At 43.3% G+C, this 14,780-nt stretch carries 14 protein-coding genes; 1 reads left to right on the top strand and 13 read right to left on the bottom strand.

Going from position 1 to position 14,780, the window contains the following annotated elements; translation table 11 throughout:
• Positions 1 to 86 precede the first annotated feature (86 nt).
• The 7 genes from QEP08_RS12640 to QEP08_RS12670 all read right to left on the bottom strand — a co-directional run bounded on the left by QEP08_RS12640 (position 87) and on the right by QEP08_RS12670 (position 6,618).
• Complete coding sequence (locus tag QEP08_RS12640; protein ID WP_285058507.1) at positions 87 to 791, bottom strand: LytR/AlgR family response regulator transcription factor; 705 nt, start codon at positions 789 to 791, stop codon at positions 87 to 89.
• A complete protein-coding gene (locus QEP08_RS12645) occupies positions 788 to 1,897 on the bottom strand; it encodes a sensor histidine kinase (protein WP_285058509.1) in 1,110 nt (369 codons plus the stop codon). The genes QEP08_RS12640 and QEP08_RS12645 overlap by 4 nt, the downstream gene beginning before the upstream one ends.
• A 247-nt stretch (positions 1,898 to 2,144) precedes the next feature.
• A complete protein-coding gene (locus QEP08_RS12650; protein ID WP_285058510.1) occupies positions 2,145 to 2,957 on the bottom strand; it encodes an alpha/beta hydrolase in 813 nt (270 codons plus the stop codon).
• Between the two features lie 12 nt (positions 2,958 to 2,969).
• Positions 2,970 to 3,836, bottom strand: a complete 867-nt coding sequence (locus tag QEP08_RS12655) for an ROK family protein (RefSeq protein WP_285058511.1) — start codon at positions 3,834 to 3,836, stop codon at positions 2,970 to 2,972.
• A gap of 142 nt (positions 3,837 to 3,978) precedes the next feature.
• Complete coding sequence (locus QEP08_RS12660; protein WP_285058513.1) at positions 3,979 to 4,971, bottom strand: PorP/SprF family type IX secretion system membrane protein; 993 nt, start codon at positions 4,969 to 4,971, stop codon at positions 3,979 to 3,981.
• A gap of 98 nt (positions 4,972 to 5,069) precedes the next feature.
• Entirely contained in the window at positions 5,070 to 5,309 is a 240-nt protein-coding gene (locus QEP08_RS12665) for a DUF1456 family protein (RefSeq protein WP_285058514.1), read from the bottom strand.
• A gap of 1 nt (position 5,310) precedes the next feature.
• Complete coding sequence (locus tag QEP08_RS12670) at positions 5,311 to 6,618, bottom strand: DEAD/DEAH box helicase (protein WP_285058516.1); 1,308 nt, start codon at positions 6,616 to 6,618, stop codon at positions 5,311 to 5,313.
• A gap of 168 nt (positions 6,619 to 6,786) precedes the next feature.
• On the opposite strand from QEP08_RS12670, the gene QEP08_RS12675 reads away from it, so the two are divergent.
• Positions 6,787 to 7,260: a ribonuclease H-like YkuK family protein gene (locus QEP08_RS12675; RefSeq protein ID WP_285058518.1), complete on the top strand. Its 474-nt coding sequence runs from the start codon at positions 6,787 to 6,789 to the stop codon at positions 7,258 to 7,260.
• On the opposite strand, the gene QEP08_RS12680 is transcribed toward QEP08_RS12675, so the two are convergent.
• From QEP08_RS12680 to QEP08_RS12705, 6 genes are all read right to left on the bottom strand, one after another.
• Positions 7,261 to 7,842 (bottom strand): hypothetical protein, encoded by a 582-nt coding sequence (locus QEP08_RS12680; protein ID WP_285058519.1) that lies wholly within the window; start codon positions 7,840 to 7,842, stop codon positions 7,261 to 7,263.
• A gap of 72 nt (positions 7,843 to 7,914) precedes the next feature.
• On the bottom strand, positions 7,915 to 8,934 hold the full coding sequence (locus QEP08_RS12685) for a porin (protein ID WP_285058520.1): 1,020 nt from the start codon (positions 8,932 to 8,934) through the stop codon (positions 7,915 to 7,917).
• A gap of 37 nt (positions 8,935 to 8,971) precedes the next feature.
• On the bottom strand, positions 8,972 to 10,342 hold the full coding sequence (locus QEP08_RS12690; protein ID WP_285058522.1) for an ammonium transporter: 1,371 nt from the start codon (positions 10,340 to 10,342) through the stop codon (positions 8,972 to 8,974).
• A gap of 363 nt (positions 10,343 to 10,705) precedes the next feature.
• Complete coding sequence (gene mnmL / locus QEP08_RS12695; RefSeq protein ID WP_285058523.1) at positions 10,706 to 11,665, bottom strand: tRNA modification radical SAM protein MnmL/YtqA; 960 nt, start codon at positions 11,663 to 11,665, stop codon at positions 10,706 to 10,708.
• A gap of 43 nt (positions 11,666 to 11,708) precedes the next feature.
• Positions 11,709 to 14,240, bottom strand: a complete 2,532-nt coding sequence (locus QEP08_RS12700) for a phosphocholine-specific phospholipase C (protein WP_285058525.1) — start codon at positions 14,238 to 14,240, stop codon at positions 11,709 to 11,711.
• A gap of 77 nt (positions 14,241 to 14,317) precedes the next feature.
• A complete protein-coding gene (locus tag QEP08_RS12705) occupies positions 14,318 to 14,704 on the bottom strand; it encodes a hypothetical protein (protein WP_285058526.1) in 387 nt (128 codons plus the stop codon).
• Between the last annotated feature and the right edge of the window lie 76 nt (positions 14,705 to 14,780).

Here is a 14,780-nt window from a genome sequence, read left to right on the forward strand (position 1 = left end):
AGCTGGAAAATAAAATCGACGAATCCATTAAAATCGGCAACCAAATTACCCGGACCAACGATGGCCTTGCTGCCTGCACCACCGGACTAGAGCTGCAATCTTTGAAACAGCTCCTCCCGGCTGCTTGCGCCGATGGGGACCTCGGCATTTTCCAGTTCGATAACATTGCCTTTGATCGCGCGAATTGCTTTAAGATTGACGATATATGACCGGTGCACCCGGAGAAACTGGCTGGGCGGCAAAATATCTTCAAACAGCTTCAGGTGCATGCCAGCCAGAATTCTTGTCTCCTTTAAATAAACCGAACTGAAATCCCTTTCCGCCTGTATATAAAAAATTTGGTCATGCTCCACACGCACCAACCTGTTGTCCTGGCGGATGAACAGGTAATCCGGATGATTTTTTGTTTCTGGTACCCGGACCTGATTCATAGCCATTCTTTCAGTTACTTTTTGTACGGCCTGGTAAAAGCGTTCAAAAGTGATCGGCTTTAAGAGGTAATCAACAGAATTGAGCTCAAATCCTTCTACGGCGTAGCTGGAATAAGCGGTAGTAAAAACGACCAGCGGCGGCTTGCGCAGCGAGCGCATGAATTCTGTACCGGTGATGACCGGCATCTGGATGTCCAGGAAAATAAGGTCCACCTGCTGGCTGTAAAGTCCCTCGTAAGCTTCTGTGGCGTTGCGACAACTTTTAACAAGTTCCAGTTCGGGAACACGCTGAATATAAGTTTGCAGGATATCCCGCGCGATGGGCTCATCATCAACGACCATGCAATTGATCTTTTTCATAGGTTCAGGGATAAATTCACCAAATATTTATTTCCATTGTTGCCGATCTCATAACGATAGCGGCCGGGATAATATAATTCGAGCCGCTTCTGCATATTGCCCAGGCCGATGCCACCGGACAGGCCATCCTGCCTGGTGAGGCCAACGCTATTTTCTATTTTAAAGTTGATGGTATCTGCCATGACGCTTAATGAGATATCGATAAAAGCACCCGGTTCGTCGGCTGTGAATTTAAACGCATTTTCGATTAGCGGAATGAGCAATAAAGGGGCGATTCCGACATCAGCTAAAATTGTTGGCGGGTTAAACGTCACCTTCGTGAAATTCAGCCTCACTTTTTCCAGTTCTATATAATCGGTCATTAGCTTTACTTCTTTGCTAAGCGGCATAGTATCCGCTTCGGATTCATAAAGCATATAGCGCAATAATTCAGACAGGCGGGATACCAGGGCGGCTGAACGGTCCGTATCCCCGCTGATGATCAACCCATAAATATTATTCATAGAATTAAATAAGAAATGCGGGTTTAGCTGCGCCCGCAAAAAATTAAGCTCCAGCTCCAGCTTTTCTTTCGCCAGAGTCACACTCCTCATATTGCTGCGGTAAGCGTTCAAAGCGGTCTTGATGCTGATTGGAACAGTTAAGGTAAGGAGCAGAAAAAATGGGGCACCAAAAGTGACCAGGCGAACCAGAACGATGTTGCTTAAATTCGATTGGATAAGCTGGAAGTAGCCAGGTTGCGTCTGCGCCAACCGGACCATGCAGCGCGCACAACTGCTGATCACTAATTTCTCAGCAATAGCGTCGGAAATTGTGTAAACAACCAAAAGCAGCAAAATCAGTAATGCGCCCTTAACATAACGATGCCTGACCAGGTATTTCGGCCACAGGTAATAAACCACTGTATAATAAAACAGGACAATAATGCCGGTGCTGCAGATATTCAGCAATAGTATGCTGCCTGCCGGAAAACCGCCGTAGACATTAAAGGAAATACTGGTAAGGTAAAAGCGCAATCCGAGTAGCAGCAGCCAGAACAAGCCATGCTGTAACCAGCGCAAACCCCTGCCTGGCTGAAGGAAAAATTGGGATTGTGACAACAACATACCTAAAGTTGCCTTTTTTAAGCCGTCTTCCCAACTTAAAACGACCAACATTAAAAAAACCTTGATCAACAGGGTTCTTTTTCCAACTAGGACAGGTCAACAATTTTCTATCCCCCGCCAATCTCCGCTATTTCTCCGCTAGAACACCGCACCAGCTGTGATAAATGGTACTTTTAGCGCAGAACTGCCGCAGCAGGTACGTAAGAGTTGCACATGAGCCTGCATTAAAAAGCCTATCGTAAACGGCCTACTTTTTATTAAAAAAGTTATTGAAATACATCAGCTGAAAACCGACTGAATTGGTCCAGTACTCCCAATTGTGGGCTCCCGGTCTTATGGTAAAGTCATGGGGGATATTATTGTACAATAACTGCTGGTGCAAATTCAAATTTACTTCATAAAAGAAATCGTCCCTGCCGCAGTCAATATTGATGGCGAGCCTGTTTGGAACCAGGAGATGAACCAGGTTAACGACTGAGTTCTGCGCCCACCTTTCAGGATATTTTTCTTCAGGACCAAGTCTTTTGGCGATATCCCAGTTTAACGGAAAAGGCCTGATGTCCACGCCGCCGCTCATACTTCCGGCAGCTCCAAATACATCCTGATGCTTAAAAGCGAGATACAGTGCACCATGACCGCCCATACTCAGACCGGTGATGGCCCTTCCCTTTCTGTCATTGATGGTCTTATATTTCTGATCGATCCAGCCCACCAGCTCCTTAGACACATAAGTCTCGTATTTCCACGCAGGGTCTTCCGGGCTGTCAAAATACCAGCTGGTCACATTTCCGTCCGGACAAACAATGATCATCTGGAAATCGTCTGCATATTTTTTTATCGAAGGTACTTTGTTCACCCAGCCTGAAAATTTATCGCCGGCTCCGTGCAGCAGATAAACCACAGGGTAATTTTTGCTGTCATTATAACCTTCAGGCAGTACTACAACCGCCTTGATGTCTTTTTTCATTGCTGCGCTGCGCGTAACCACTGTATCAACTTTAGCTGCAAAAACTGTGGCAGCCAAAAAGAAAAGCAAGCTTAAAACAAGGTATTTTTTCATTTTAGAAACTGATTAGATCCAGGTACACGCAGCACCTACCAGGGCGGCATCTTCCCACATTTGGGTTTGTCTGATCACCACGGCTTTATTTGCTATCTTGTCTTGCAGTTTACCTATAAAATGATCCCAGCAACGGGCGATATTCCCGCCAACAACCAATACCTGGGGATCCTCATCTGCAATGAAATCATTTAAAAAGGCCGCCAGATTTGTAGAGAACTCTTCAAAAAGTTCATCTTTTACCGACTGGTCGGCGGTAGCTAAAAGCTCTTCTACATTCTTTACTTCTTTACCCGTCAGTTCTTTATACCTTTTTAAAAACCAGCGTGTAGAAATATACTCTTCTGCTATGCTATCCAGAAAAGGCACAAAGGCCCTGTTCACATCTACAGTTTCACCCTTACAATTGCTTGTAGATCCCAGACCGGTACCCAGGGTCACTCCGATGGCACGTTCAAAATCTGAAGCTGCACCAGAAGCAAGTTCGCCCCGTAAAAAAGCTTCCGCATCGTTGATAAAAGTAATGTGTTCACCCGGAATGCCCAATCTTTCAGCCAGGATTTCACGAATGTTCATCCCATACAAAGAATCATATTTCTGCATTCCTTTCATCAGGGAAATACCATGCTCATAGTCGAATGGTCCCGGCATGGCTATGCCAATGGTGATCGTTTCTTCTGATGATTTAATGATAAGGGTTGACAGGGCTTTTACCCATGATTCAAGGATAACTTCAGCATCATCCATGGAAGCAACACGTTCTCTTTTTAAGGTACTGTCTATCACTCTGTACGTATTACAATCTACATGAGCCGCAGTAATGTGAGAGCCGCCTATGTCTACGCCAATAAAGGGTAGTTCAGATGATTTTGTATTCATTTATTGGTTTAATTTGGTTTGTTGATTGTTGATGATTCAATCTTCCAAATAAAGACATTTAAACCGTTTTAGCAAAATTTTATTTAATTTATTTTAGAGGAAGGCCCTGATGTTTCTCTTTGTCACAAGAAGCGGCCTTTGTTTAAAAATATTTAGGATTCATTAAACTATAGTTTTTCCTGGGAAAGGTCATGCTAAGGGTTATTTCATGAGATCCCTGCTGATAACTGGCCAACGCATTGGTACTGTAATCAAATGAGTAACCCACTCTAAACCTGTCGCTCACTATAACTTCCACTATTGCAGCCAGTGCATTGCTTTTTTCAAGCCCTTTTTGCAGATTATTTTTCTCCCAGAGCGAAACCGCTGTCCGATAAGAACCTCCTATCCACAGCCGCTTGTTAATGAACAGATAAGCATTCAGGTCAAGGTTCGTGGGACCCTTAAAATCCTCTTTGATCATAAAGGTAGGTTTAATATCCAGCGCTTCCGACAATGGAAAAACGGCGCCACCGGAGACATAAAGATGCCGTACCTGTTTCAGGATCTTATAATTATCATCAGTAGTGATCTGATCCCGGTATGCTGAGAACATGTCTAGCACAGAGGCGCCGATGAAATACCTTGGATCAGAATAATATACTCCTATCCTAAAGTCAGGATAGATCTTGCTTTCATTTCCTATTGGTATACTTGTATCATTGGGATCAACTGCGTTAAGCTTATTGCCGTCAATTCCGTATTGGGTAACCCCAAATGCAATTCCAAAGCTCAGTCTTCGCTCCTCGTCGTCGTCAATCTGCAATCTATAGGCATAATTTCCATAGAAAGACGAAGTGCTCTGCGCACCTAACCGGTCATTAATTGCGATTAAACCCAATCCTACCCTTTTCTCATAATCATTGGTAAGGCCATCGAAAGAAGCTACTGCCGTTCTCGGTGCACCGTTTATCCCCGCCCACTGCATGCGGTAACTTAAACTTCCGGTCAGTTCTTCTCTATAACCCGCATAAGCAGGATTGACAGCCAGACCGTTAAATACATATTGACTGAATTGAACTGTTTGCTGTGCACAAACCTTAAAAGCGCTAAAGACCAGCAGCAAAAGAAAACCGGATTTCCTTAAATTCCCCATCAGACATCAACATTTTAACACCTGTTGAAGATAGAGAATAATTCAGGCTCACTAAGCTGTTCAAATTATTCATTTTGCCGGAAATGCGAATAAAAACTCTACTTTTCTGCCGGTTTTGGATCTCTGGGGCCACGCTTATAGATCACCAGGCCATTCAGAAAATTGCGGAGGATCTGATCCCCGCAGGCCTTAAAATTAGGGTGGTCGTTGCTTCTGAACATATCTCCAAGTTCACTTTTTCCGATCTTGAAGTTGACCAGCCCCAGAATCTTAATAATTTCTTCATTATTGAGCTCAAGAGCTACACGCAGTTTTTTAAGAATATCATTATTGCTCATATCACATCGCTATTTCGATTTTTACCTTCTTGTTCTTGATCTTTTCATTGGCCAGGGCAGACAAAATCCTGCCCACCATTTTGCGTTTTACGGCTACATACGAAGCCTGGTCTTTTACTTCTATCAACCCCACGTCTTCTTTCTGCAGCCCGCCTTTTTTCAAAAGCAGTCCAACGATGTCAATTTTATTGACCTTATCCTTTTTACCCGCCGCAATATAAAGCGTTTGCCATTCGCTGTCTTTTGGCAAAGCAAATTTACCTTTTAAATCTTCGGTCTCTATATCTGATTTCAAAAAGGGGTATTTCTCATCGTCGGCTATAACCAGGTATGCGGTACCTTTTGCGTTCATCCGGGCCGTTCTGCCATTGCGGTGCAAAAAGGCCTCTTCGGTATAGGGCAGCTGGTAGTGCACAATGTATTCCACCTCAGGAATATCGAGCCCTCTTGAGGCAAGGTCTGTAGTGATGAGCATCTTAATGCTGCCATTTCTGAACTTCAGAAGGGCACGTTCACGTTCATCCTGTTCCATTCCTCCATGAAAAATATCATGCGCCAGGTCTTTGTCGATCAGCAGGTCGCTGATCCGGTCCACTGTCTCTCTGTGGTTACAAAATATCAGCATGGGTTTATTTCCTATTTTACAGATCAGCTGGAACAGAGTATCAAGTTTATCAGCCGCGGTGGTCAGGACCTTTTTTAATTTCAGGTCAGGCACGACCTTTATATCTTTCAGAAAATTGATCTCAGCAGGATGACTGATCCCGGTAAAAGCCGGAATGTCGTTCATGGCTGTAGCCGAGGTCAGGATCCTTTGCTTCAGCGACAGCAGCTTGCCAATGATATACGACATGTCTTCCTGAAAGCCAAACTCCAGCGCTTTATCAAATTCATCCAGGACCAGGGTGGTGATACCTGATTCATCAAAATTCTCATGCCTCAGGTGATAAGCAATCCTTCCCGGCGTGCCGATCAGCACAGCAGGCGGCTGCTCAAAGTTATTGCGCTCTGTCTTTACCGGGTGACCGCCATAGCAGCAATTGACCTTAAATCCGGTACCCATTTGTTTAAACACCTGCTCTATCTGCAAAGCCAGTTCTCTTGAAGGTACGAGTATCAGTGCCTGCACGCCCCGGAATCCTTCCTTCAGATTGCTCAGTACGGGCAGCAAAAAGGCAAGAGTTTTACCTGATCCCGTAGGTGCCAGCAGCACAATATCTTTCCCTTTTGCGGCAGCATCCACAGCAGCAAGCTGCATATCATTTAAAGATTTGATTTTTAATTTCTCCAGGGCCTTTTCTACCATCATGGCAGCAAAGGTAGGTCTAATCGAAGAATTTAATTCAAAATATTAATTAAGCTGTTGACAATTAGAGGATTGTTAGCAATTAAACAACAAAATATTAACTGGATTTTAATCTTTATCTCTTATTTTTAGTAAACCTGAATGCGGGTTGTTTACCAAACACCATAACGTATGACCTGGAAGAAATTTAGCGGCGAGGTAATTCACTCGTCAATCCTTGAAGAAATTGAGAGTTCAATAGTAAGAGAAACTGAAAAAGGCTACCGCCTTAAAGTCTGTATTGGTACAGATTCACAGGTAAAGGGAGCAGTCACAGATTTTGCGACCGTCATTGTATTACTCAGAGAGCACCATGGCGGATTTATGTACATCAACCAGGATAAAACCACGCAGAAAATGAGCATCAAGGAACGCATGCTGGTTGAGGTACAGAAATCAATTGAGATCGCCTATTCCATTTGTGACCTGCTGGACATCTATGATGTAGACCTTGAAGTACATGCGGACATCAACACCAATCCGATGTTTAAATCAAATAAGGCACTTAATGAAGCGATGGGCTACATTCTGAGCATGGGCTTTATATTCAAAGCCAAGCCTGAGGCATTTGCCAGCTCTACCTGCGCAGACAAAATGGTCCATTGATCACCATTTGGTGGTTGATACGGTTGCTGGTTTTTTCTGCTCAGTTTTAGGCTCGGCCAGGGTATTGCTCATCGTTACTTTGAGCCTGTCGGCAATCTTTCTGGATTCCGTAAAAACAAATGCCATATTGGCTTCCCATTCGGCACGGCCAAGTTTGCCCGGTGACTTTTCAAGTGCAGTACTTACGGTGACAGGTACAAAATTGCCATAGCGGTCGCGCTCGTAGGGGGTAACGATAAAATCAGTCATGATCAGGCGGTATTTTCCTTCACGCAGCGCAACTGAAATGTTGTAATTCACCTCCGCAGAAGGATGGCCTATCCCCCCAAGTCCTTTCTGTACGATCATTTTACCCTTTCCTAAAAAAACAGTGTCTTTTTCCTCAGCGCTCAATTTTAATGATTTGTGGTTGGCCTTGAAGAAACGTCTTACATTGGCTGCCATTATGGTTTTAGTCACTGCTTTGAGTTCTGCAACTTCCAGGAAGGTATATTTTCCCGACTCGTCCATCGGCAATATCTTATCCTGGGCAGAAGAACCAAAACTAAGCATTATTAAAATCAGGATCAGAGATAGTTTCATAGTGGATTTATAAAAAAGGCTGTCAGAAAATATGTCTGACAGCCTCTAAATTTAAAAAATAATTTCAGTTTTCTAGAATGCGTATACAAAAGCCAGCGAGAACTGAGCTGCTTTTTTAGTCATGTCTACACCGTTCTCTTTCCAGAACATTTCTTCTGATGCATTGTCAAACCTAACCTCTGGAATAAAGGTTAGCCCGCCAGCTTTAATATTACCAGATAGAGTTACCGCAGCAACTTTTTCATCATCCGCGCCATCGGCACCTTTCCATTGGAAATACTCGCCTCTTAAACCCAATGCTACAGCAGGGGTGAATGCATATTGTGGGTATAGTGCAGCACCTGTGTAGCCACCACCATCATTGGTGATCGAGTAATCGGCAGCGTTCAGACCTAATTTGAACTTTTCAGTGATCTGATAAGCAGTGGTCAGGTCAAAGATAGTTCCTGTTCCGGCAACGCCAACAGATTTTCCTGTCAGTGCATTCAGATAGGCGGTCCATCCTTCAACCGGAGTTACAGTCAGCTGACCGCCAACGTGCGATACGCCATTGAAGTCAGAATAAACGTTCCAGTCATTAAATAAACCTACCATCAGACTTACTTTGTCAGAAAATTTGTATTGTCCTTTGATACCGGCGTTCTGGAACGGTCCGCTGGTAAACAGATAAGAAGTTGAATAGTTAAAGTTCCCGGTAGGCGCAATTACCTCATACCCTATGAACGTACCCATAAAACCTGCAGTCAGCGTGAATTCATCGGTAAAAGCATAAGAAGCGTATAAGTTCTGAATGTGGAAAGATTCACCGCCTTCAGGCAAAATAGATTGCCCCTGTCCGCGCGGACCAAAAGAGATCTCACCAACAAACGATGCTTTACCAGTAGTTTTCTTCAAAGCAAGATCTATCATTCCCAGTGAAACCGAGTTTTGATCACTTGCAAAACTGGTCGGGATATTGGCATGTTTTGAAAAGTCATATTTGTAATAAGCATCAGCTGATCCAGAAATTTGTAGGGGAGCATCTGCTTCCTGAGCAAATGAAGCTGTAACTGTTGACAAGAACGCAAGGGATAGTATTGCTTTTAATTTCATAATTTTAGGTTTGAGGTTGATAATTTAGTATGTATGGTTAAAATTGGTTTTCTACTTCCTGACCTGCGACGATCAAGGTACCCTGAGAATATTTCTCGTTGTGCTGAGACGCATCCAATCCTTCTTCTTCTTCTTCTTCAGATACACGGATAGGCTGTACCAGGTTGATCAGTTTGAAAATGATGAATGACATCACAAAACTGAATACCACAACAATCACAACACCTTTAAGCTGAGTAATGAAAAATGCAGGATTTCCGTTGAACAAACCATCAACGCCGGCAGCATTTACTGTTTTAGTAGCGAATACACCAGTTAACAGCATACCAACGATACCACCTACACCATGACACGGAAATACGTCCAATGTGTCATCAAGACTTGTTTTTTGTTTCCATGAAACCGCAAGATTAGAAATAACCGCAGCAATAACACCAATGAATATGCTTGAAGGAATGCTAACAAAGCCAGCACCCGGAGTAATGGCAACAAGGCCGACTACAGCGCCGATACAAAAACCTAAAACCGAAGGTTTTTTACCTCTCGCTACATCAAAGAACATCCAGGCCAGTCCCGCAGCACCTGCAGCTGTATTCGTAGTCAGGAAAGCTGAAACCGCTAAACTGCTGGCTCCTAAAGCAGACCCTGCGTTGAAACCAAACCATCCAAACCAAAGTAAACCAGTACCGATCAGTACATAAGGTATATTGGCAGGAGGAACTTCCTTGTGCTCAATATGAGATTTTCTGCGCTTCAATACCATCGCACCGGCTAAAGCAGCCATACCAGCAGAAATGTGTACTACAGTACCACCCGCAAAGTCAAGAACACCCATTTTAAAGAGGATTCCATCTGGATGCCATGACCAGTGTGCAAGCGGTGAATACACCAGCAGCGCAAACAAAACAATAAATAAGATATAAGAGGTAAAGCGTATACGCTCAGCAACAGCACCTACAACCAGACCTGGGGTAATGATCGCAAACATCAATTGGAAAACAGCAAATAACGAAAGCGGGATTGTCGCAGCCAGGCTCCATGAAGGACTGGAATTCACTCCCTGAAAGAAAAGAAAAGTCTTAGGACTTCCGATCAGTCCGCCGATGCTCTCACCAAAAGCTAAGCTAAAACCACAAACGATCCAAAGAACGGTAATAACACCAGCTGCCACCACACTTTTAATCATGGTAGAAAGAATGTTTTTACGGTGAACCATACCACCATAAAAAAACGCCAGCCCTGGAGTCATGATAAATACCAAAGCAGCAGAAATTAATACAAACGCGATATCTGGTCCGCTGTATTTTCCCTCATCAAAATTCGGAAGTAAGGGGATAAAAAGAGCAAGAATTGCAATTATTAATAAAACTGCAAATGGGCCCCACTGTTTAAATAAAACTTTTGCCATAAATGTTAGATTTTACTAGTTTTTAATTATGTGTTATTTGATTTTTTTATAAAATTAGTAATTAATTTCAATTTACATCACTTTTTTACAAACATTTTTCAAAATTATATGTTTTTGCGCCTAATTTTTAAGCAAAAACATGAATTTATAACAAAAAACAGGTTCAATTTTTATTATTTTATAACAAATCACTCAAAATCACCTCATTTTTTTGTTAAAAAAATAAAAATCACAATAAACGGCAAAAAAATGACCTTACCATCATCCCGTAGAATTTTAGGGAAATGGTTTACAGGCCGCCAATAAACTTCAGCAGACGACTGAATTTAAAAAAACAGAAAGTGATTAAATGTTAAGAAGAGGTTACTTTAAGGGTGAAGCCTGGTAGTGAGAACCCTGTACTATACCACTGCGCTCGATCTCCTTATCAATATATGTCTGGATCGCCGATTTGTTCAGCCCCCAGTTCGGTGCGATCAGCAGGTCCCAGTCAGATATACCAAAAAGGCGCTGGATTACAATATCCGGCCTTAGCAGGGGAATCAGCTTACAAAGTAAGTCTGTATATTCTTCAAGCGAAAACAGCTTAAAGGGTTGTTTTTTATATTTCACACCCATAATAGAGCCTTCAACAATATGAAGATGGTGGAATTTCACAAATTTGATCTGCGGAAAACGGTTGATCTCGTGAATATAGCCAAGCATCATTTCTTCAGTTTCCCATGGAAAGCCAAATATCGTATGCACACAGAGGTCAAGTTTAGAATTTTCAAGCAGCTTAACAGCCTCAACAAACTCTCCGTGACTGCAACCCCGGTTGATCTGGTTTAGTGTTTCGTCGTAAATAGATTCCATCCCCATTTCCAGGTCAACGTCAAAACGATCGGTATAGCTCTCCAGCAGCGCCACTTTTTCTGCATCAATACAATCAGGTCTGGTGCCTACAGAAAAGCCCACCACGTCATCTGTATTTATAGACAATGCTTCATCGTACATCATTTTTAAATAATGCACGGGTGCGTAAGTATTGGTATTGGGCTGAAAATAAACAATGAACTTATCCGCTTTGTAAAAACCTTTACCCCGCTCCATCCCTTGTTCCAGCTGTTCACGAATGGTCGGAAGCTTCCTCGAAAGTTCTGGAGTGAAAGAGTCTACATTACAATAAGTACACCCTCCATAGCCTTTGCTGCCATCACGGTTCGGACAAGTGAAGCCACCGTCCACGATTACTTTAAATACGCGCTGCCCATTGTATTTTTCTTTAAGGTGCGTACCGTAATTCTTATATCCCTTAATGCCCAAATCCAGTAGAGTTCCCAATTGCTATTATTTTTCTGCAAAAATACAGCTTTATTTTGGAATACTATACCGTACCGCCCATTAATGGGTCTGTCGTTGAAGCAACACCGGTTTCAACGTGCCCGGCAAAGCTGGCACTAAAATTTTTGTCAGCAGACAACTCCACGTTAAAGTCATACCAGTTGTGGGACTTCGCCAAATTCAAAACAACATTTTCCGTGGTATTTGGTACAACTGTTTTTTTCAGCGTACCAGATTTATAACTATTATCACGGACAATAAACGTATGCGGCTTGCTGTCGTTGTTGACCAGGTTCAGCTTTAAATTCCCGGTAAGTTTCTCCCTGTTCACACCGCTGCTTTCATAGACTGCACTGATTTTTACCTTTGGATCGGTAGCGTTTCCTTTAAATTCCCTGTAGAAACCATTAGGGCCATGCACACACAAATGATATTTCCCATTTTCAAATGATTCCAAAGGCCAGTTATAGTTCAGGCGGTCTCCTGCCTTTACCCCAAACGCCCAGTTCCGGCAAACTTCATCCTTACTGCTTTCATCATTATATTTTACTGGAGCATATACGGTAAACGGAGATCCTGCAGCCTGCTTTCCAAATACAATATCCCTTGCCGCGAAACTGATCTCAAATGATTTTCCATCAGCCGATAAGACGCCGTCACAATACAATTCATAAGTCAAAGCACAAGCTGGTCTTGTGCCTTTTTCCTGGAGGTTCAGCAAAGCAGGTTTTGCGGAGATCCTGGCAATCTCATCAGCAGACAGCTTTTTGAATCCCGCAGGTTCATCTTTAAATTTGGCATTGTAAATGGTCTCCACATTTTTATCTCTGTCCAGAAAGGGAACCTTTTCCGGTTTACTGCCATCATAAGGGCTAAAAGCAGAGGTCAAATCGCCACAGATTGTTCTTCTCCATTCACTGATATTGCTCAAATGCAAATTCTTACCGAATTTCCTATTAACAAAAGTTTCAAGAAACTGCAGGGTTGAGGTATGGTCAAACACTTCCGAGCAAACCCTGCCACCCCTGCTCCACGGCGAGGCGATGATCATCGGGACCCGGAACCCAAGTCCGACAGGAGCTTCGCGTGCCTGATTTTTAGGAATACCCTGCTTGAGTTCATTTTCCAGCCTTACATACTCTATCTCTGTCTCTATCCCTGCTGAAACCTTACCCGTTCCGGGAATTTTGGCGTCAGGAATAGAAAAAGGCGGAACATGGTCGTAATACCCGTCATTTTCATCGTATGTCGAGATGAAGATCGTTTTCTTCCAAACCTCCGGGTTTTTAGTAAGAATACTGAGGATCTCAGATACATGCCATGCGCCATACCATGGTGCACTCGGATGATCAGAAAAGTTCTGTGGTGGTGCAAGCCAGGAAACCGCAGGCAGCTTACCTTCATTTACATCTTTTCTGAACTGATAAAGCACATCGCCTTTGGGCACGGTAACCTTTCGTTCCGTCCCGTTGTCTGAGTAAGTCAGCTCGGTAATGCTCCTGAAACCAGCATCGCCTGAATTGATCACAAAAGCACTTTGATAAAGCTTCTTTTCATGATCACTTAGCTTCTCATAACTTTCTCTGTTCCAGATTGCCAGTTCAGCCCTTGCATTGTCCAGCACCGCCTGTTTTGCCTTAATGCTCGCCTGAGCTTTTTTGGCATCTTCATCGCTCGAAGGCGTTCTTTCCTGAAGTTTATTGATCTCACCCGGCAATGTCTCTGCCTGCTTTTGCAGATTTACCACATAACGCTCAGAAAATTTGACATTATATTTTTTAAAGAATTCCAGCAGGTTACAGCCGAAGTTCGCTAACCAGGCCCTTTCCTGCCCTGCGAAACCGCCACCACAGCTCAGGTCATTCTGATAAAATTTCCAATTGATGCCATTTTGAGTCAGCAGCTCGGGAAAAGTCTCCCAGGGCATTTTACCATATGCAAAATCTGTATTTCTGATGTTGGCTTTAGGCAGTCCGTCTTCTTCATGAGTGATCTTACCCGTCCAGAAGAAAGACCGGTTTGGCGTGGTACTTGTCATTGCTGAACAAAAATTCTGGTCACAAATGGTAAACGCATCCGCCATACCATAGTTAAACGGAAGGTCTTCCCTGACATAATAGCCCAGCGTAAGCGGCATATCTGCATACTTTTTATTCCCCGAACGTTTCGCCGGAAGCCACTGATCATATTTACCGGAGTTATTTGCATCTACCTGGCTTGCCCTGGAATGCGGCAGGTCTCCCATCCAGGTCACTTTGGAATCTTTTATATTTAACCGGAAAGGCGAATAGGTATTTCCGGAGGCATCGGTCTGCAGCCATACAGGTTTCTGGTCCGGCAGGCGAACCGCCCTCGGATCATTGAAGCCCCTTACGCCCTGCAGCGTACCAAAGCAATGGTCAAATGATCTGTTCTCCTGCATCAGGATGACCACGTGTTCTGCATCAAGAAATGTGCTGCCCGGGGCAGGATTTATAGCCAGGGCTTTTTGTATTGCTCCGGGCAGTAAATTCACCATAGCCGCGCTGCCCGATATCAGCGCTGCCTGCTTTAAAAAATCTCTTCTTGAATTCATGGTATCAAATTTCTTTGTGCTGTTTAAAATTAATGTTAGCACAGCATTAATCCGCGAATACAAAAGTATTATGCTTGTTACAGTGAAGAAGGCCGTGGCCGGGACAGTACCGTTTTTAAAGGGATAAATGCAAACACAATCGTCAGCACTCCGGCCAGCAGGCCCATCAAAACAGAAAGAAATGTACCGTTAAATCCGTACTGACCTGGTATACAGAGCTGTACAAATAAGGAAACGAGGAAAGCAAAGGCAAGGCTAATCCCGCCATTGATAAAAGCCTTCTTGAATAAGAACTTATTGGCATTAATTTCAACAGGAAGTACCAGGCTCGTCTTACCCGCACCAGCCAGAACAGCAGTTTTTTTTAAAATATCAAAAGTGATGATAAAAGGCAGAAAGAAAGCCATCGGCAGCAGGAAGCGGGCAAAACAAAGCTCTCCCTGGAACAAATAAACCGATTCCATATTTTTAAAACTAAAATAGGGCACACAGGTATTAAAAAAGACATTTGGCACAATATAAGACAACAGTTTTTTCCGG

The sequence above is a fragment of the Pedobacter ginsengisoli genome (genome assembly GCF_030244015.1).
Classification (GTDB): Bacteria; Bacteroidota; Bacteroidia; order Sphingobacteriales; family Sphingobacteriaceae; genus Pedobacter; species Pedobacter ginsengisoli.